22 protein-coding genes and 1 pseudogene are annotated in these 20489 nt (G+C 34.3%); 21 read left to right on the top strand and 2 right to left on the bottom strand.

Features of this window, described 5'->3' with window-relative positions:
* Nucleotides 1-164 precede the first annotated feature (164 nt).
* The 10 genes and pseudogenes from NNL09_RS18330 (at nt 165) to NNL09_RS18290 (ending at nt 7315) form a co-directional block, all read left to right on the top strand.
* Complete coding sequence (locus NNL09_RS18330) at nt 165-605, top strand: hypothetical protein (RefSeq protein ID WP_196911995.1); 441 nt, start codon at nt 165-167, stop codon at nt 603-605.
* Nucleotides 606-820: 215 nt separating this feature from the next.
* On the top strand, nt 821-1513 hold the full coding sequence (locus tag NNL09_RS18325) for a hypothetical protein (protein ID WP_025663521.1): 693 nt from the start codon (nt 821-823) through the stop codon (nt 1511-1513).
* Nucleotides 1514-1694: 181 nt separating this feature from the next.
* Nucleotides 1695-2486, top strand: coding sequence for an AraC family transcriptional regulator (locus NNL09_RS18320; RefSeq protein WP_196911994.1), 792 nt, complete (start codon nt 1695-1697; stop codon nt 2484-2486).
* 117 nt (nt 2487-2603) lie between these two features.
* Nucleotides 2604-3491: a DUF5050 domain-containing protein gene (locus tag NNL09_RS18315; RefSeq protein WP_196911993.1), complete on the top strand. Its 888-nt coding sequence runs from the start codon at nt 2604-2606 to the stop codon at nt 3489-3491.
* A 104-nt stretch (nt 3492-3595) separates the two neighbouring features.
* A complete protein-coding gene (locus NNL09_RS18310) occupies nt 3596-3736 on the top strand; it encodes a hypothetical protein (RefSeq protein WP_196911992.1) in 141 nt (46 codons plus the stop codon).
* Nucleotides 3737-3844: 108 nt separating this feature from the next.
* Nucleotides 3845-4741 (top strand): PD40 domain-containing protein, encoded by an 897-nt coding sequence (locus NNL09_RS18305; protein ID WP_196911991.1) that lies wholly within the window; start codon nt 3845-3847, stop codon nt 4739-4741.
* 295 nt (nt 4742-5036) lie between these two features.
* Nucleotides 5037-6194: an integrase core domain-containing protein gene (locus NNL09_RS18300; RefSeq protein WP_196912086.1), complete on the top strand. Its 1158-nt coding sequence runs from the start codon at nt 5037-5039 to the stop codon at nt 6192-6194.
* Nucleotides 6195-6387: 193 nt separating this feature from the next.
* Nucleotides 6388-6513, top strand: a pseudogene (locus tag NNL09_RS26310) (helix-turn-helix domain-containing protein); the annotation flags it as partial.
* Between the two features lie 144 nt (nt 6514-6657).
* On the top strand, nt 6658-7125 hold the full coding sequence (locus tag NNL09_RS18295; protein ID WP_196910331.1) for a hypothetical protein: 468 nt from the start codon (nt 6658-6660) through the stop codon (nt 7123-7125).
* Nucleotides 7115-7315 carry a helix-turn-helix transcriptional regulator gene (locus tag NNL09_RS18290; protein WP_196910332.1) on the top strand — a complete coding sequence of 67 codons (201 nt, stop codon included), beginning with the start codon at nt 7115-7117 and terminating at the stop codon, nt 7313-7315. The genes NNL09_RS18295 and NNL09_RS18290 overlap by 11 nt, the downstream gene beginning before the upstream one ends.
* 58 nt (nt 7316-7373) lie before the next feature.
* Here the strand turns inward: NNL09_RS18290 and NNL09_RS18285 are convergent, their stop codons facing one another.
* Nucleotides 7374-8216, bottom strand: a complete 843-nt coding sequence (locus NNL09_RS18285; protein ID WP_025663513.1) for a DUF2911 domain-containing protein — start codon at nt 8214-8216, stop codon at nt 7374-7376.
* Between the two features lie 121 nt (nt 8217-8337).
* Here NNL09_RS18285 and NNL09_RS18280 point away from each other — a divergent pair, with 121 nt between their 5' ends.
* The 6 genes from NNL09_RS18280 (at nt 8338) to NNL09_RS18255 (ending at nt 12657) form a co-directional block, all read left to right on the top strand.
* Entirely contained in the window at nt 8338-8997 is a 660-nt protein-coding gene (locus tag NNL09_RS18280) for an MIP/aquaporin family protein (protein WP_025663512.1), read from the top strand.
* Nucleotides 8998-9237: 240 nt separating this feature from the next.
* The gene (locus tag NNL09_RS18275; protein ID WP_025663511.1) at nt 9238-9594 is read left to right on the top strand and encodes a hypothetical protein; all 357 of its coding nucleotides are present in this window, start codon (nt 9238-9240) and stop codon (nt 9592-9594) included.
* Between the two features lie 85 nt (nt 9595-9679).
* On the top strand, nt 9680-10174 hold the full coding sequence (locus tag NNL09_RS18270) for an SRPBCC family protein (protein WP_025663510.1): 495 nt from the start codon (nt 9680-9682) through the stop codon (nt 10172-10174).
* Nucleotides 10175-10184: 10 nt separating this feature from the next.
* Nucleotides 10185-10883 carry an SDR family NAD(P)-dependent oxidoreductase gene (locus tag NNL09_RS18265; protein ID WP_196910333.1) on the top strand — a complete coding sequence of 233 codons (699 nt, stop codon included), beginning with the start codon at nt 10185-10187 and terminating at the stop codon, nt 10881-10883.
* Nucleotides 10884-10886: 3 nt separating this feature from the next.
* Nucleotides 10887-12194, top strand: a complete 1308-nt coding sequence (locus tag NNL09_RS18260; RefSeq protein WP_196910334.1) for a deoxyribodipyrimidine photo-lyase — start codon at nt 10887-10889, stop codon at nt 12192-12194.
* A 97-nt stretch (nt 12195-12291) separates the two neighbouring features.
* Nucleotides 12292-12657, top strand: a complete 366-nt coding sequence (locus NNL09_RS18255) for a nuclear transport factor 2 family protein (RefSeq protein WP_025663507.1) — start codon at nt 12292-12294, stop codon at nt 12655-12657.
* Between the two features lie 493 nt (nt 12658-13150).
* On the opposite strand, the gene NNL09_RS18250 is transcribed toward NNL09_RS18255, so the two are convergent.
* Nucleotides 13151-14029 (bottom strand): LysR family transcriptional regulator, encoded by an 879-nt coding sequence (locus NNL09_RS18250; protein WP_025663506.1) that lies wholly within the window; start codon nt 14027-14029, stop codon nt 13151-13153.
* Between the two features lie 80 nt (nt 14030-14109).
* Here NNL09_RS18250 and hutH point away from each other — a divergent pair, with 80 nt between their 5' ends.
* From hutH to NNL09_RS18225, 5 genes are all read left to right on the top strand, one after another.
* Complete coding sequence (gene hutH, locus NNL09_RS18245) at nt 14110-15690, top strand: histidine ammonia-lyase (RefSeq protein WP_196910335.1); 1581 nt, start codon at nt 14110-14112, stop codon at nt 15688-15690.
* Nucleotides 15691-15741: 51 nt separating this feature from the next.
* On the top strand, nt 15742-16980 hold the full coding sequence (gene hutI / locus NNL09_RS18240; protein ID WP_196910336.1) for an imidazolonepropionase: 1239 nt from the start codon (nt 15742-15744) through the stop codon (nt 16978-16980).
* Nucleotides 16981-17061: 81 nt separating this feature from the next.
* Complete coding sequence (locus NNL09_RS18235; protein ID WP_196910550.1) at nt 17062-19062, top strand: urocanate hydratase; 2001 nt, start codon at nt 17062-17064, stop codon at nt 19060-19062.
* A gap of 11 nt (nt 19063-19073) precedes the next feature.
* On the top strand, nt 19074-19676 hold the full coding sequence (locus NNL09_RS18230) for a HutD family protein (protein ID WP_196910337.1): 603 nt from the start codon (nt 19074-19076) through the stop codon (nt 19674-19676).
* A complete protein-coding gene (locus NNL09_RS18225) occupies nt 19673-20476 on the top strand; it encodes an N-formylglutamate amidohydrolase (protein ID WP_196910338.1) in 804 nt (267 codons plus the stop codon). The genes NNL09_RS18230 and NNL09_RS18225 overlap by 4 nt, the downstream gene beginning before the upstream one ends.
* Nucleotides 20477-20489 lie beyond the last annotated feature (13 nt).

Raw genomic sequence — 20489 nt, 5'->3', positions numbered from 1 at the left:
AGTTCTATTGTTCAAAAACAAAAGCATAGAGGTCTATTTTTATCATATCAAGATAGATATAGATAATTTTAGGTTAATTATAAATCCTCTAGATTTGTAAATAAAAATACGTGGAATATATAGGACATATGTCCTATATCCTGTTGTTGTAAACAATTACAAAAATGAAGCGGATACTAATTGTATTGACACTTTTGACTGGAATTCCTATTACAGGAAATGCTCAATCGCATATCAATTATGAAGAAATGGTTGGATTTGGTTGTGCTTTTGGAGGAGAACCATCCAAATCCGTCAAAAAAGTTTCAAAACTAATTGATAAAGAAAAATATGATAAAATAGTCAAGCTTCTTGATTCGGATAATAATGCTGAAAGGTTTTTAGCAGTTGTGGTTTGTGAAAAACTAAGTGAACTGAAAAAACTCGCTATTTCTGATGAACTGAAGGACAAAATTTCGATAATTTACAAATCAAACGCGTTTGTTTCTGTCTGTTCTGGATGTACTTATTGGGATAATCTAACTCTGAAAAAGATGTTGGAAAGTGAAAATAGTATGCGAATTTCAGCAAACTATTGGCTTGAACATAAATTTAAAACTAAATAAAAACTATTTACAACACTATATATGAAATCAGAGCAATTTAGTACTAGATCAAAAGGTTATTTCCCTTTTGCCATGGTGCTAAATTTTTATAAATTGAATAAGAAATAAGATGTGCAGATAAATTGATTGGTTCAGGCTTGCTTGCCTTGCTCCGATTCATATATTTAGCGTTAGCTATTATTTAAAAGCAATCGAAAGAAAGAATATAAAGTCGAATGAAAAAAAGAAAGTGGAAAAAATATGCATTTGAATTTCTATCAATATTCATTGCAGTAATTGCAGCATTCGCATTAAATAATTGGAATGATAATAGAAATAATAGACATTCCGAGCAAAAAATACTAACTGAAATAAAGAATAGTATTAAGATTGATATTAAAGATTTCAACAACAACATTTACGGAAATAAAATGAGCTTAAAAGCTGATTCTATTTTTAGGGAACTAATCAATGGAAAAAAAGTTTCACAAGATTCAATAGGAATTTATTACACAATCTTATTTAGAGATTATATCCCAATCATTAACAAATCTGCTTATGAATCTTTAAAAGCAAATAATTTAAAAATCATTTCAACCGACTCTTTAAGACTTCAAATCATTTCACTATACGATTATTATTACAGCATAATTGAGAAATTAGAATATGATGTACCCGAAATGAAATCCTATAAAAATTATTTTCCAAGAATTAATACTATTATATATCCGTTTATGGAATTTAATAAGAATGGAGAATTGATAAGTATTAATAATTTGAATGAATTAGACACAAATCAAAAGAAGGAAATCCTTAGTTATTTATGGAGAATTAGAAATAATAGAAAATTTAAATTAGGAAGATATGATTTGATTATACAAGTAATTGAAAAAGTAGAAAAGAATATAACTGAAGAATTAAAACAATAGCTAACAATTTGTATAGTGCATATGCACCCTTTGGGAAGCAAACGCACCATAAAAGAGACGTTACCAAACATATAGACAAAAGGAGGAAATATAAATACTACTAAATTAGTAATATTAATAATTGTTATATCGCTAAATATTGTCTTTGTTCAAGAAAACAAATACTTAATTGAAAATTTAAATGATCAAAATAAACAAAGTAAAGACAACAAAACTATCAATGTTAGACGGTATTGAGCTTAAGTCTGCTGTGTTCATCGATAAAAATTTTCCTTCGCATTTTCATCAATCTTGGAGTCTGGCTTATGTAGAATACGGAAGCGAAAACATAGCGTTTAACAATTCGGAGTTTTTGGTTAGCAAGAATGCTTTGCAATTAATTCCCCCTTATTCAATTCATAAAAACTGGGGCAATAAAAACAATGCCTGGGCCTATAAGGCGCTTTATATAAGCGATGACGTAATCAAAAATGTTGCAAAAAAAATAAATGCGGATTATTCTTATCTGGCAAGCTTTCCATATTTTATCTCATATCGTAACAGTGAGTTTGACATAAACGAAGCATCAATTTTTAAAATCATTGAAAACCTTTTTCTGGATACTTTGAATGATGTTCATCAACCTTATTTTAAAAAATATGCTAACGAACCTTTTGACGATATCCTAAATTATTTGTCTCTAAATTATAACCAATCAATCACTTTAGAAACACTACAAAAAAAGTTTAAAGTGAATAAATTTAAACTACAAAAAAGCTTTAAAAAGAACATTGGTTTAACACCTTTGGAATATCTAACTACCATTAGAATAGAAAACTCAAAAAAGCTTTTTTATGGTGATGTTCCTTTGGTAGAAATTGCGCTTGAATCAGGGTTTTATGACCAAAGTCATTTTACTCATAGTTTCAAAAAATACGTTGGAGTAACTCCTGGTAATTATAAAAAGAATAGCAAGATTTTACAAGACTGGTAATCTCTCAAAAAGTATGTTTGTCTTTTTAATTCATAAACATCAATTCAAAATAGACCTTTTTAGTGAACGAGCCGCTGGCGGGTTGAAATTATAAATTGCAAACACAAAGAAGAAAACATGAAAACAACGAAATTATTAATATTGACATGTGCTTTATCGCTAAACACAATCTTTGCTCAAGAAAATAAGGAAAATGACACATCTAAATCATCGTCCCATACAATTGCCTATACTTCAAAGGGAGTAGCAAAAATTTATTCAAGCGATAAAGAAGGTAAATCAAATATTAAAAGTATAAATACGAAGGGTGATTACTTAGCGTTGTCTCCTGATGGAAAAACATTTGCTTTTCGAGTATATCATGATGACGGAAAGACTTGGTCTATTCATACAATGAACAGTGATGGTACGAATAGCAAACGATTAACTCATGCAAAAAACAAATGGGATAGTGCACCTGAATGGACTCCCGATGGAAAAAAAATTGCTTTTGCAAGAGAATATAAAGATTCGGAAGACGTTTGGAAGGCAGAAATTTGGATTATGAATCCAGATGGTAGCGAAAGGACTCAAATAAAATCATTGAAAGGTAGTAATCCTTATTTTACTCCAGATGGAAGAATAGTATTTACTTCAGAATACAAAGATAAAAAAGGTGAGATAAGCATAGCAGATATTGATGGTACCAACATTATCCATTTGACAGATAATGAAGCTGAAGAATGGCATCCCGAGGTTTCTACTGATGGTAAACAAATCGTTTTTATGTCTAATAGAGATGGAAATTTTGAAATTTATGTGATGAATATAGATGGTTCTAATCAAAAACGAATAACAAATAATGATGTTGATGATTGGCACCCATCCTGGTCCCCTGATGGTTCTAAAATAATTTTTTCATCAACCAACAAGGATAAAAAATCACATATTTATATTATGAATAACGATGGTTCTTCAGTAAAAAAGATTCTCTCTCATGGTAGAAAAGCGACATTTCTACGTTAGTCAGGACCAAATAATGAAGCTGGTGAGTGGATCCTGCAGTTTGACCTAATGGCAAGCAAATCGCTTTTATATCTAAGAGAGATGGAAATTTTGAAATTTATGTGATGAATATAGATGGTTCTAATCAAAAACGATTAACAAATAATGATGTTGATGATTGGCGCCCATCTTGGTATAATGATGGTACTCAACTACTTTTTGGATCAAACACGAACAAGGATGGAGACTACAGGAATGGAGACTAGAATATTTATATTATGAATACCGATAGTTCTTCAGTAAAAAAATATAACTAAAGGTACAAAACCCACGCATGGTCAAAAGTACATAAATAATATTAATGAGGATACATTATGAAATATGTTAATACTCACATTTACATACTATTCTTTATAATAATTATTACTCAAAATTATGGTCAAAATGAATTTCCAGTCTTGGAAGGCCCATATATCGGACAAAAAACACCAGGCTTAATTCCTGAAATTTTTGCGCCTGATATTGTTTCGATAAATGGAAGATTTGAAAGTGCCGTTTCGTTTTCTCCTGATTTAGATGAAATATATTTTTCAGCTTATTCTGAAGGCGAAAACACATCTATTTACTTCTCAAAGCTCGAAGGCAATAAATGGACCCCCGTTAAAAGAGCAAATTTTACAAATGGGAAAAAACAAACAGAAATGCATCCATTCGTCAGCCCTAACGGTAAAAGAATTTATTTCACAGCTTTGGACTCTAGCTTTGTGGATGAGAAAATTTGGTACGTAAACCGTATAGAAGATTCCTGGAGTAATGCCATAGAACTTGATTCACCTATCAATGATGGAGTGGTATTTGCTCCCAATCAAGCAAAAAACGGAGACCTTTTTTATACAGAAATATCAGGAAGAAATATAAAAACCAATTATGCACCCAATAAAAACGGTAAATATCCCGAAGTGCAGGAAATTGAAATTGGATTTGGTCATCACGCATTCATTTCTCCAAGTCAGGACTATTTACTGGTGACCGGTCAAAACGAAGAAGATGAAAGTAGAAAAGACAACGATATTTATGTCTATTTCAAGAGGCAAGACGGAACATGGACAAAACCAATTAATCTGGGTAGCACGATAAATTCAGATTTTGATGAAGTAAGCCCGAGAATCACTCCGAATGGCAGATACTTGTTTTTCGTTAGAAGTGAAAATCTGTATTGGGTAAGTACAGAAGCTATTGATAAAGTACGGCCAGATGATTTTAGGCAATAACAATAAATTTAGTGTGCATTATTTTGATGCTGATTGTACATACGTTTGGTAACAATGTATAAAAATAATAGTGATTTAATCGCTAAAATGAAAATGAATTTTATAAATTAAACTTCAATAACAAACGGAATAATAAGTATCTAAAATCCGCTACCATTCTTATACTAAACGTTAGCTACAATAAGGTACGTTAAACAAACATCCTTTACAAAGTTAAAGAAACATAGTTTACACTTTTTAAGGTATAATTTGAGGGAAAAATCAAATTATCATGCCTTGGAAAACGACAACAACTATGAAACAAAAAATTGAATTTATCTGTGAATGGCGAACAGGAAAGTATACCATCACAGAATTATGTAAGAGTTTTGGAGTCTCCAGACCAACAGCCTATAAATTGATTCATCGATTCGAAAATCAAGGCTTTGAAGGTCTAAAAGAACTATCCAGAAAGCCTGGAAAACATCCTAATACAACGGATCAAAAAATCATTGAAAGTATTCTTAAGTTAAAAGAAAAATATAAGTTATGGGGGGCGAAGAAAATTAGGGTTTTATTGTTTAAAGAATTTCCAAAAGAGCAAATCCCTTCTGTGGTTACGGTTCATAATATTCTTCGAAAAAACGGTTTGGTATCCCCTCAAAAACGAATGCGTAGAGTAAAGCCTATACACCCTATTTTTGACCCCAAAAACTGTAATGAAGTATGGAGTGCCGATTATAAAGGTAAGTTCTTAATGGGTAATAAAATCTACTGTCATCCACTAACTATAGCGGACTCTAAAAGTCGATTCTTATTCGCCGCCAAAGGACATTACAAAGAAACACTAAAAGCTGCCAAGACAGCATTCACAAAGGTTTTTAGAACCTACGGCATCCCAAAACAAATACATACTGATAATGGAAGCCCCTTTGGATCTGTAAGAGCCATACAACGATTTACACAACTCTCTTATTGGTTTATAGAACTAGGTATTATCCCTGTATTTTCTGACCCAGCACACCCAGAACAAAATGGTAGACATGAACGTATGCATCGCGATTTAAAAGCGGCTTGTGCCAAACCTTCAGCCTTTGATCTAAAAGCACAACAAAGGCGTTTAAACCACTTTGTAAAGGAATATAATCACATAAGACCACACGAAGCTTTAGATATGAAAACACCAGCGGATGTACACGATTTTTCCTGTAGACCATTCCCTGAAAAAATAAAAGATTTTGACTATGATTCTAAGTATAAAATTCTAAAAGTAACGAAGAGCGGAGCTATAAGATGGAAGTCCTATTATTGGGTGTATTTAACTGCAGCATTAAAAGGAAAATATGTAGGAATCCAAGAGCTAGGTAATGGTATTTGGAAAGTCTATTATAGAAATGTATTTTTAGGTTTCTTTGATCAAAGAAATCTAAGACATAAACAACAATCAACAAGGTTAGAAACTAATTTAGTGTAAACACCTAATCTTTAACTTGTGTAAACTATGTATCTTAACGAACATAAAGGTACGTTAAAGGAACATGGTTTATACTTTTTAAGTTGTAATTTGAGATCAAAATCAAATGATCATGACTTGGAAAACCACAACAACTATGGAACAAAAAATTGAATTTATCTGTAAATGGCGTACCTAAAAATATACCCTCACAGAATTATACAAAAGTTTTGGAATCTCCAGACCAACAGCCTATAAATTGATTCATCAATTCGATAATCAAGGTTATGAAGGTCTGAAAGAACAAGCTAAAAGATCTAGAAAACACCCTACTCTATAAAGTATAGCTAGTAATACTATTGCATGATAGTTTTAAGTCAGTAAAAACTAAAATTAGTAAATTTTATATTACAAAAAGTAAAACAAACTTGACTTTTTGTAAATTTTAGTTTACTTTTATACCATCAATCAAAAATCGAACAAGATGAAATACTTATTATCAAACAAGTTTAAAAGGCCTGGATGGGTTTTACTTATTATCGGGATTACGTTAGGAATACTGCACGCCATTAATGACTACGAGTCTGATGTATTTACGGTTAACGTAATTTCTTTATTTCATGATGATGCCATTTTTTCTGAAAACAACGGGTTTATTAGTATTATCGAAGATAGTATTGTAGACGAGCTAATCTCTATCATGATTATTGTTGGAGGTTTACTTGTTGGCTTTTCTAAAGAAAAAATCGAAGATGAGTTTATTGCCAGGATTAGATTAAACTCATTAAAGTGGGCTATTTTGGTTAACTATGGGGTACTATTATTTGCAACCTTATTTTTGTACCATAACAATTTCCTGAATATAATGATCTATAACATGTTTACTCCTTTACTCATTTTTATTCTTCGTTTTAATTATGTAGTATATAAAAAAACTGGTCATGAAGAATAATATAAAAGTCGAAAGAGCCATTCATGATTTAACACAAGCCGATTTAGCAAAAAAAATTGGAGTTAGCAGGCAAACGATTAATGCTATGGAAAAGGATAAATATGTCCCATCAACAGTTCTGGCGTTAAAAATTGCCAGACTGTTCAAAAAACCTGTAGAAGATATCTTCTTTTTAGAAGAAGAAGATTAGAAAACAAAAAAGCGTTCCAAATGGAACGCTTTTATGATTTGTGTGTGAAAAAGAGTGTTTATTTGGCTCCCCACTCTGCAAGGGAATCTTTATTCATTTTAACATAGTCGGCATTTCCTGCCTTCTCTGCTAACTCTAACGAAGTTTTTGCTGCTTTTATTGCCCCATCTTTATCTCCAGCCAGAGAATAAATCAAAGATTGTTGTCTATGGTACCAAAAAGCAGGCTCTTTACGTAGTGATATTGCTTTATCAATATGCTCTTTCGCTTTTGCAAAATCTCCAGAATCTTTATAGAAAGTAGCCGCAAGATAATGATCTCTGTCGGTTGGTCCTGCCATAGTTTTTTCGATACTGGCAATAGTTTGTGCTTTTGCAGCAGTTGTTATCGTAACTGCGGCTTCTGTGTTTGCCCAAATAAAATTCATAACTGCAGAATCCATTTTAAAATCACTAAACATGATTGTAAATGTCTCTACATTCATAGGTAATGTATTTGATTTTACAGTTGCGGTAGCTGCTACTTTGGTATCATCCCATTTTTGTGGAGTCCCCCAATTGTTTGCATCACTATAAAAAATCACTTCCCAATTTTCTTTACCTGGTTTTGTGAAAATTGCATATGTTCCTTTTTTTAACTCTTTACCAGCAACTTTTACATCATCGCTAAATGTAATTTGAGTATTTTTATTAGCTCCTGTTCTCCATAGCTTATCATAAGGCACTAAATTTCCAAAAATAGCTCTTCCTCGCATACTAGGACGAGAATATTCAACAGAAACATCTGTCAACCCAATAACCTGCTCTATTTTAGAAGTAGGACTTGGTTGTGGTGCTTTTACCTGAGCTTCAATTCCTAAAGAAAATAAAGCCATAGAAAGAAATAAGATGATCTTTTTCATTGTAGTTAGTTTAGTTTGGTTTAAATTACTTAATGACGAAAATAAGGATTACAACATACATTAAAGGTTAACAAAAACTTAAAATAAGTAATAGTATATTTGTCATCATTTTAAAAAAGTAATGAGAAAATATATTTCTGAGAGCATAGGAACCTTTAGTATGGTATTTTGCGGTACTGGTGCTATGACTATTAATGAAGTAACCGGTGGAGATATCACTCACGTTGGTGTAGCCATTACCTGGGGGCTTATTGTAATGGCAATGATTTATGCTTTTGGAGAAATATCCGGAGCACATTTTAACCCTGCAGTTACCATTGCATTTGCATATGCCAAAAAATTTGAATGGGAAGAAGTACCTAAGTATATTGTTGCTCAATGTATTGGTGCTATAGCAGCTAGTAGTATTCTACTCTTTTTATTTCCTGAAAGTGAGTTCCTTGGCGGTACCCTACCAGCTTTCGATGATCTAAGAGCATTCGTTCTAGAGACATTACTCACTTATTTTCTTATGGTTGTTATCATTAATGTTTCTACTGGCTCAAAAGAAACCGGTACAATGGCCGGGATTGCAGTTGGCGGTGTCGTATTGCTAGAAGCCATGTTTGCCGGTCCGATGACTAATGCTTCAATGAATCCAGCCAGGTCACTGGGGCCCGCTCTATTATCTGGTCATTGGGAACATCAATGGTTGTATTTTATTGCTCCTGTTCTAGGTGCACTATTAGCTGTTCTAACCTGTAAACTGGTAAAACCCGATAATTGTTGTAAAGATTGCTAAAGAATAATAAGCTTTACCCGTTGTGTATCCAGGAAGATTATTACGAAAAAAGCATCAATTCTAGTGTTTTCTAATAATTAACTTGTCTATTTTTGGTTATTATCAAAATTAAGCAAAGCCAATTTAAGTTTTATTACCAGTTACTTTATCCACATAAACTGATTTTTTGGTATTATACCCTATAAAAGTCATTCTTTTTAACATATATTTACAATTCATAAACAATACCCATATCCCCCAATGGAGCATTTTTCTAATGAATTTTGTAAAATAGACCTATACGATCAATATGCTATACTTACTATTAATGAAAATGTAGAATTTTCACTTAATAGAGCTTCAATACTAAGAGACAAACTTAAAAAGCATTATGAATCAAAGAATTTTATAATGATTAGCCATCGCAAGTTTGAGCACAAAGTCTCTCCAGAGATATATAAACAAGGGGTATTAGATAATATGATAGGATTGGCAATTGTATCTAGTAATGATAAAGAAAGGGATAAAGCCATTCTAGAACAGCCATTATACGGTAAATCCTTTGCGTTTTTTAGTACGCTCGAAGAAGCAAAAGCCTGGGCAAAAAGTTTTTTCTGACAAAGCTTATTTTTATCCTGTTTAACAAAAACCACCATAAGTTAAACAAAAAATTCATACATTTGTTGGTATACTTTCGTAAGCTATGAAAATCTATACATTAAAAACGAAACAACACCTTCCTATATCTATAGAAAAAGCCTGGGAGTTTCTTTCTGATCCAAAAAACCTAAAAACCATAACACCAGAGTATATGAAATTTGAGGTCTTATCGGGTGCTGATCGTAAAATGTATCCTGGTCAAATCATACAATATATTGTTACTCCAATCGCAGGAATCAAAAACAAATGGGTTACAGAAATAACACACGTAAAGAACAAAGAATATTTTGTAGACGAACAACGATTTGGTCCCTACTCGTTATGGCACCATAAACACTTTATTAAAGAAATTCCTGGTGGTATTGAAATGGAAGATATTATAGACTATAAAATACCGTTCGGGATATTAGGCCAATTAATTCACCCTATGATTGTAAAACCAAGATTAAAGGAAGTGTTTGAATATCGCAAAAAGAAATTAATCGAATTATTCGGAACAATAGAAACCAAAGCAAATAATGAAATTATATTTGTGTAAAACTTAAATAATGAGAAAAAATATTCTTCTTATAGGTGGAAGTCACGGAATTGGTTTTGAAATTGCTCTTAAACTATATAATGAGCATACTGTATTTATTGCTTCAAGGACTTCAGAAAATCTGGGTAATCTAGAAGTAACTCATATTCCTTATGATGCCTCAAAGGATGAAATCGACACTTCTGTTCTTCCCGAAAGAATCGATGGTTTTGTATATTGTCCGGGTAGTATCAATCTCAAGCCTTTCAAAATGCTAACTCCAAAAGTATTTGAAGAAGACATGCAGATTAACTTTATGTTTTTGGTCAAAATCATACACACCCTACTCCCAAAATTAAAAAATTCTGAACAAGCAAGTTTAGTATTTTTTAGTACGGTAGCTGTAAAGGTCGGAATGCCTTTTCATACCAGTATTGCAGCTGCAAAAGGTGCAATAGAAGGATTTGCAAAAGCATTAGCTGCAGAATATGCTCCAAAATTTAGAGTAAATGTTATCGCACCATCACTAACCAATACTCCTCTTGCAAAAGGGTTATTAAGTAATGAAAAAAAGAAAGAACTCATGAATAATCGCCATCCTATGAAACGTGTAGGACAAGCAGAAGATATCGCAAATATTGCGCGTTTTTTGTTAAGTGATGATAGTAGCTGGATTACAGGTCAGATTATAGGTGTAGATGGTGGTATGTCTACTCTTAATGTAAACTAATTTATGAAAGAGAAAGTCACTGTATTCTGGTTTAGAAGAGATCTTAGATTAGATGACAATACAGGGTTTCTTAAAGCACTAAAAGGAAAGTATCCAGTCTTACCTATTTTTATTTTTGATACACATATTTTAGATCATTTACCAAAAAATGATGCCCGGGTAACCTTTATTTTTGAAACGCTGCAAAAAATGAGGTTAGCACTTCAACATCAATACAAAAGTTCTTTATCGCTCTATTACGGCACTCCTAAAACAGTTTTTGAAACACTAATTTCTCAATACGAAATACAGCAGGTATACACCAATCATGATTACGAACCCTATGCAAAAGAGAGAGATACTCTAATTAAAAATCTTTTACAAAAGCATAGCATTCAATTACATACTTTTAAAGATCAGGTGATATTTGAAAAAAATGAAATTGTAAAAAAAGATGGTAATCCATATGTGGTATACACTCCCTATAAAAACAAGTGGAAAGAAATATTTGACCCCACCTTATTAAAAATTCATTCTACAAAACTATATCTTAACAATTTGGTTAAGGATACCGATCTTGCTAATGTAACATTACAGGAAATGGGATTTGTAACCTCATCTATCAAGGTTCTGGATTATGATATCTCATCTCATCTTATTCAAAACTATGAGGCGACCCGAAATTTCCCGTCAAAAGAAAACGGAACTTCAAAAATTGGCCCTCATCTACGTTTTGGAACAGTAGGAATTCGATCAATTATCAAAAAAGCTATTGCCGAAGATAATCAGGTATTTTGGTCAGAGCTTATCTGGAGAGAGTTTTTCATGCAAATCCTATGGCATTATCCGTATACAAAGGATTCTTCTTTTAAACCGAAATATGATCGAATCGAATGGAGAAATAACGAACAAGAATTCGAAAAATGGATGAATGGTCAAACAGGGTATCCATTAGTAGATGCAGGGATGCGTCAACTTAATCAAACAGGATATATGCATAATCGTGTACGCATGGTGGTTGCTAGTTTTCTATGCAAGCATTTATTGATCGACTGGCGGTGGGGTGAGGCTTATTTTGCAGAAAAACTAGTAGACTATGATATGTCTGCAAATGTAGGCAACTGGCAATGGGCAGCCGGTTCTGGTGTTGATGCAGCTCCTTATTTTAGAATCTTCAATCCTACTACACAAATCACCAAATTCGATAAACAACTTTCCTATATCCATACCTGGGTTAATAACATTAACGAGCTTACCTATCCACAACCTATGGTAGAACATAAAATGGCACGTGAGCGTTGTCTTACAATTTATAAGAAAGCCGTTGGTTAGGTAAAAAAATTATAACATTTTTTTAAAATTACCGATGCCGTTTTTTTTGTATTTTACACATATCACAAGTTATTCATAAACCAATAATTTTAACATCATGAACACACAAGAAGTGGCCAAACGTCTAGTAGAACTCTGTCGCCAGGGAGAAAATATGCAAGCTCTTAAAGAATTATACGCTCAGAATATAGTAAGTAAAGAAATGCCAGGAACACCTAATGAAGTAACTTCGGGTATTGATGCTGTGATTAAAAAAAGTGAGGATTGGTTTGCTTCTGTCGAAGAGTATCATGGTGGAGAAATATCTGAACCCGTAGTTGCAGAAAATCATTTTAGCTGTGCCATGAAAATGGATTGCACTTTTAAAGAGCAAGGTCGTATGCAAATAGAAGAAGTTTGTGTCTATCAAGTAAATGATGGTAAAATTACTGAAGAGCAGTTCTTCTATTCTATGCCAAATTAATACCCTACAAATTTCAAAAATCTGATACTATATATAGTTGATCTTTTTATCGGGAAATAATTGAGACCATATTTCTTTGATTTACATAGTCGTATACATCAAAAATGTGTGTTTAAAACATACTTTTTTATAACTATAGATATATTTTATTTGTTAAAAAATTAACATTTCATGATCTTTAGTAGGGTACTTCATAAGTACCCCCTCCCTACTTCGGGACTACCCTCCCCCCAGTACAAAGACAAGTGTATCCTGTGTTAAACACAGGATACACTTGTGTTGAACAGAGGTGACACCTCTGTTTGAAGTACCCCTGGCCTACATTTGAAGTACCCCAAACCGGGTATTCACTACAGCACCCCCACTATACTAAGTACCCTCTATCGACATCAACCACCAGATAGGGGACTTATAAAGTTAAATAGGTGTATATCACTCCTTTTTGTTAAGAATATCTTAATAGATAATATGTAAAAATGTTTCGCACATATTGCTATAAGAATTTCAAAATTTGCTGTAGCGCAGGATTCCGATTGTCTTTTTTCCAAATAACAGAAAGTATTGCTTTTTGAGGTATTTTTGGGATCTCTAAAAACTTTACGCCCAGATCAAAACCCCGTTGTAACGAGGTAGGAACAATAGCAACTCCTAACCCACTCTCTACCAATTTAAAGATAGTCTGTGCATGTACCGACTTATGTGTCACCTTGGGAGTAAATCCTTTATCCTCGCAGATACTCATAATTTTATCATAATACAAAGAACTATAATCTGATGAAAACAAAATAAAATGCTCATCAGATACTTGCGCAATACTTTTAAAAGTTTTTGAGGTAAGCTGATGCTCTAATGGTACTACCAAAGAAAATGAATCTGTATGAACTGTTTTCTTTTGTATACCTTCGGGCACACGTGCTAATCGTACAAAACCAAGATCTAGCTGATCTTTTTCTACAGCTTCTACCTGCAGATGATTAGACATTTCTTCTAAACTAAATTGTATATCGGGGAGTTCTTTATTAACCATAACCAATAGTTCTGGAATAACCGTTTGCATAGCAGATCCCAAAAAACCAATTCTAATCTCCCCATTACTCCCCTGATCAATCAAACGAGTTTGTCGTATTGTAAAATCAATATGGTTAAAAATATAATCTAACTCCTTCTTAAGATATACTCCCGCAGCCGTTAGTGTTACCTTTCTTTTATTTCTCACAAAAAGAGCAACACCTATTATTTCTTCCATTTGCTTGATTTGCCTACTTAATCCCGGTTGAGAAATAAACAATCGATCTGCAGCTTTTCTGAAATGTAACTCCTCGGCTACTGCCATAAAATAAGTGAAGTGTCGAAGTTCTATTTGATAACTCATAGTTATTAATTAATGATCAAATTAGTATTTCTAATTATCAAAAATAGGTATTATTTTAGTAAAAAAATAGAAATACGCATATGTCAACGATAACAAACCATTTTTCATTTGGAGAAGATTACCTAACTGCAGGTATAGCAATACAAATTGCTCGTGGAGAAACCACCGGAGTTATCTCTGAAACTTCTCGCAATAGCGTAAAAAAAAGTCAGCAGGTAGTAGAAAATATTGTAGAAAAAGGAGAACCTGTATATGGTATTAATACAGGTTTTGGACCACTTTGTACTACAAAAATATCTAAAGAAGAAACCAATATTTTACAAAGTAACATCTTACAAAGTCATAGTGTAGGTGTTGGCGAACCCATAGACATCGAGATTGCTAAGCTCATGCTCATTCTCAAAATTCAATCTTTGGCAAAAGGATATTCTGGTATTGCAGAAAAAACATTAGACAGGATTCTGTGGCATATTAATAATGATGCCATACCTATTGTTCCCAGTCAGGGATCTGTTGGAGCATCCGGAGACTTGGCTCCGCTCTCTCACCTGTTTTTACCTTTACTGGGATTAGGGAAAGTCGAATATCAAAATAAAGTAATCACCACAAAAGAGTTGTTTGACATCACAGGCTTAAAACCTCTTGATCTTGGTCCAAAAGAAGGATTAGCTTTAATCAACGGAACTCAATTTATTGCAGCACATGCAGTACAGGTAGTTGCAAAATTACATAGCTGTCTTACACAAGCAGATATTATTGGAGCAATGATGATCGAGGGATTGCAAGGTTCTGTAAAACCATTTTTTAAAGAACTACATCAATTACGTCCCTATAAAGGAAATATCCATGTCGCTTCAAGAATAAAGTCTCTATTAAAAGGTTCTGAAATTATGGAAGATCATATCGATTGTGATCGGGTTCAGGATCCGTATTCTTTACGCTGTATGCCACAAGTGCATGGTTCATCTAGAAATGCATGGCTACATTTAAAAGAACTTCTCGAAGTAGAGCTAAACTCGGTAACCGACAATCCAATAATAATCAACGAAGAGTTAACTATTAGCGGGGGTAGTTTTCATGGGCAACCGCTAGCTATGGCTATTGATTATGCATGTTTAGCAGCTTCAGAACTGGGCAATATTTCGGATAGAAGAATTTACCTGGCATTAGAAGGTAATTCTCCTGGAGTTCCTAAATTATTAATGCAAGATACAGGTATCAATTCTGGATATATGATACTACAATACACTACAGCTGCTTTAGCTAGTGAAAACAAAGGATTATGTTTTCCATCTAGTGCAGATAGTATTCCTACTTCTCTTGGCCAGGAAGATCATGTAAGTATGGGATCGATCGGTGGTAGAAAAGCACTAAGAGTAATCGAAAATTTGGAAAAAATCCTAGCCATAGAGTTATTAACTGCCGCTCAGGCATTCGAGTACAGAAAACCTTTAAAATCAGGGGTCATTCTAGATGAAATTCATAAAAAAGTACGAGAAGCCGTATCTTTTGCAGATAAAGACAGGGTATTTGCAGACGATATTGAGAAAGGAATCAAAATCATCCAAAACAAAACTATAATTACTACTGCTAATCAAGTATCCTTAAAAGAACACGTATCTCTGGAAACACAGTTTTCTAGTGAATTTGAAAAGTATTAGTCCAAAAATTAAGTAGTTCCCTTAGCTCGATGTAAAGGAAAAAAATATAATATGACAACATATACATTAATAGGCCCGATCACGCAGCTTATACCGCTACAAAAAACGGGTAATAAAGGCGCGATAAAAGATCAGGATCTCGAAATTATTGAGAATGCTGGTATTCTTATTGAAGGTGAAAACATTCATACCATTGGAGTGTTCTCTGATTTAAAAGAAAAGGCCCATGCGTTACATGCAGAAATTATAGAATTGCATACCAATTACGTATGTACTCCCGGATTTATAGATGCTCATACGCATATCTGTTTTTCTGGATCCAGGGCTAATGATTATGCCATGCGAAATGCAGGAAGATCCTATTTAGAAATAGCCGAAGCTGGTGGAGGTATCTGGGATACTGTTACCCAAACCAGAAAAGCAGAACAACAGATACTTACCGATGGAGTTATACAGCGAGCTAATACCTTATTAAAAAGAGGAATCACAACTGCAGAAGTAAAAAGCGGATATGGGCTTTCGGTTACAGAAGAGCTTAAAATGCTACGCGCTATAAAAACTGCAAATATCAGTACAGCAGCAGATTTAGTCTCTACCTGTCTTGCAGGGCATATACTGCCGAAGGATTTTGATGGAGATCACAAAGCATACCTCGAAGAGATGAGCACTACCCTTTTTCCTATATTAAAAGAAGAACAGCTCACCAACCGAATTGATGCTTTTGTTGAGCAAGGCGCATTTCTCCCTTCTGATATCTATCCCTATTTTGAAAAAGCAAAACAGATGGGATTCGATATTACGGTACATGCAGATCAGTTTAATACCGGAGGTAGCGAAGTAGCTGTAAAAGTAGGAGCTATTAGTGCAGATCATTTAGAAGCCAGTACCGAGAATGAAATACAAATGCTAGCCCAAAGTAATGTGATTTCGGTAGCGTTACCAGGTGCTTCAATAGGTTTAGGATGTGATTTTACTCCTGCCCGAAAAATTTTGGATGCTGGAGGAGCATTAGCTATTGCCAGTGACTGGAATCCTGGTTCGGCACCAATGGGTGATTTACTAACCCAGGCATCTATTCTGGGAACATTTCAAAAACTAAGTAATGCCGAAGTTCTTGCCGGAATTACCTGTAGAGCGGCAGCGGCACTTAACCTAGACGACAGAGGAAGATTGGTTTCTGGAATGCTTGCAGATTTTAATCTGTTTGAAACAGAGCATGTACATGAAATTTTTTATCACCAGGGAAAACTTGTTCCTTCCCAGGTATGGAAACGTGGAAAGTTAGTATAACTACAAATGGTATAAAATCAAATTTCAATGGCTTGTACCGAATTCGATTCTGTAACAACCATGAAGCTAAAAAAAATAAATATGAATTTCAAAGAACAAATACTTCAAGGGATTCCTAAAACAATGCCTCCAAAGAGATCTTTGGATTCTAAAATTAGCCGTGCCCCAAAGAGAAAACAAATCCTTTCTAACGAAGAAAAAAAACTCGCGCTTAAAAACGCATTACGCTATTTCCCAAAAGACTGGCATAAAGAACTTGCCAGTGAGTTTTTAGACGAACTAAATACATTCGGTCGTATCTATATGTATCGTTTTATGCCAGAATATACGATGTATGCTCGTCCTATCGATGAATATCCTGCAAAAACAAAACAAGCAGCAGGAATCATGCTTATGATTCAGAATAACCTGGATCACGCGGTCGCACAGCACCCGTACGAACTAATTACTTATGGAGGTAACGGTGCTGTATTTCAAAATTGGGCGCAGTATATACTCACGATGCAGTATCTGGCTACAATGACCGAAGCACAAACGTTGCATATGTACTCGGGGCATCCCATGGGATTATTTCCTTCTTCAAAAGATGCGCCCAGAGTGGTTGTAACCAACGGAATGATGATTCCTAATTATTCAAAACCCGATGATTGGGAAAAATACAATGCCCTGGGGGTAACACAATACGGGCAAATGACCGCAGGGAGCTATATGTATATTGGTCCTCAAGGTATTGTTCATGGTACTACTATTACCGTAATGAACGCTTTTAGAAAAACATTGAAACCCAAAGAAACACCTGCTGGTAAAATCTTCTTAACTTCTGGATTAGGAGGAATGAGTGGTGCACAGCCAAAAGCGGGAAATATTGCAGGATGTATTACCATATGTGCAGAAGTAAACCCAAAAGCTGCCCAAAAACGCCATGAACAAGGCTGGGTAGATGAAATCCTTGATGATCTAAATGATTTGGTAACCAGGGTTCAAAAAGCAATGGAGCAAAAAGAAACTGTTTCTATTGCCTATCAAGGTAATGTTGTAGATATCTGGGAACGTTTTTATGATGAAAATATCTACATTCAATTAGGATCTGATCAAACATCATTGCATAATCCCTGGTCTGGAGGGTATTATCCTGTGGGACTAAGTTATGAAGAAGCCAATACCCTGATTAGCAACGATCCCGAAGCATTTAAAAACAAAGTTCAGGAATCGCTTCGCAGGCATGCTAATGCCATTAATAAACATACGGCAAGAGGTACTTATTTCTTTGATTACGGAAACGCGTTCTTACTCGAAGCTTCTCGTGCAGGAGCAGATATCATGGCAAAAAACGGTATTGATTTTAAATATCCTTCTTATGTACAGGATATTTTGGGACCTATGTGTTTTGATTATGGGTTTGGACCTTTTAGATGGGTATGTACCTCTGGGAAACCAGAAGACCTGGATACTACAGATCAGATTGCTCTAGAAGTGATGGAAACTATCAAGAAAGTTTCTCCAAAAGAAATTCAACAGCAGATGCAGGATAATATTACCTGGATCAGAGAAGCCAAACAAAATAAACTTGTAGTTGGTTCTCAAGCTCGTATTTTATATGCCGATGCCGAAGGAAGAATCAAAATTGCTGAAGCGTTTAACAAAGCAATTGAAAGTGGAAAAATTTCGGCGCCGGTTGTTCTGGGGAGAGATCACCACGATGTGAGCGGTACCGATTCTCCTTATCGCGAAACCAGTAATATTTATGACGGTAGTAAATTTACTGCAGATATGGCAATTCATAATGTGATCGGAGATAGTTTTAGAGGAGCTACCTGGGTATCTATCCACAATGGTGGTGGTGTTGGCTGGGGAGAAGTAATCAACGGTGGATTCGGGATGTTACTTGATGGAACCGCAGAAGCTTCAGAAAAACTGGAACGCATGCTATTTTATGATGTAAATAACGGAATTTCAAGAAGAAGTTGGGCCCGAAATGAAGAAGCATTGTTTGCTATAAAACGTGAAATGGAAAGAACTCCACAACTTAAAGTAACATTACCTAATTTGGTAGATGAAGAGTTCTTAGAAGGTTTTATATAAGTTCATCATATATGGAAATTACTGTCATAACAGCAGATACATTTAAGACCAATGCCTGGTCGGGAGGCACAACAACGCAATTTTTTATGCATCCGCCAACGGCAAATTACAAGGAATTAAATTTTGATTTCAGGTTAAGTATGGCAACTGTTGCAGTAGAAAAATCTGTTTTTACTTCGCTTCCCGGGGTATCGAGAACATTATTGGTTTTGGACGGAGAAATAACATTACAACACCAAAACCAATATACGAAACAACTTTCTAAATTAGATAGTGATATATTTGAAGGAGGTTGGAAAACATCCTCTATAGGGATATGTACAGATTTTAATCTGATGACCACAGGTAATACGGTTGGTACACTAAATGCTCGTAATGTTACCCAAAATGAGAACACCTCATACCCTATTCAAAATAAGCGAGATTGGGTGTTTATCTATACGTATTCTGGAGAAGTTACCATCGATATCAATGATAAAGCATATACGATTAGTCAATCTGATGTATTGATGATACGCCAGCCAATAGCAACGATTATGCATATTAATGCCATAAAAGATAGTACCTTAGTTTTTTCTGAAGTAACAACTAATGATAAAAATGTAAACGTGTGAATCTATTTAAGATTACAGAAGCCAAAGCACCTATAGTTCCTATAATTATAAGTGTACCTCATTCGGGAACAAAGTTTCCTGTAGCGATAAAAAAACAGTATAAAAAAAGAATGCGTAAGCACCTTGATGATACCGATTGGTTTGTGCATCGACTGTATGAATTCGCACCAGCTATGGGTATCACTGTAATTAAGGCAAATCTAAGCCGATGGGTCATCGATCTTAATAGAGATCCCAAAAGTGTACCCTTATATAATGATAATAGGCTTATTACCAGTAATACACCTGTTACAGATTTCTATGGTAATAAAATTTATAAATCTCAAGAATTCGAACCCGATCAAACCGAAATTAAAAGAAGATTAGAGACCTATTACTGGCCCTACTACGAGCAAGTTAAGACTCTGATAGAAGATAGAAAAAAGCAGTTTGGCAAGGTTTTACTTTGGGATGCACATTCTATTCGCCATAAAGTAAGTACTATTCAAAAAGATCCTTTTCCCGATATGATTTTGGGAAATAACGATGAGAAAACCGCATCGCCAGAACTCATTACCGCTGCATTAAGCGGATTAAAATCTGGGGCTTTTAAAGTTAATTACAACTCCCCTTTTAAAGGAGGGCACATTACCCGTTACTTCGGAAATCCGGAAAACGACATTCATACGCTTCAGCTCGAAATGAATAAGATTTTATATATGGACGATAATGAAATTACGTATAATGTGGACAGAGCAAAAGAGGTGCAGCACATATTACAAAACACCATGGAGCGTTTAATTGAAACGTTGAATGCATAATCAGAAAAATCAG

The sequence above is a fragment of the Aquimarina sp. EL_43 genome, assembly GCF_943422735.1.
GTDB lineage: Bacteria > Bacteroidota > Bacteroidia > Flavobacteriales > Flavobacteriaceae > Aquimarina > Aquimarina megaterium.
This window is presented reverse-complemented; position numbering and strand designations above follow the sequence as displayed.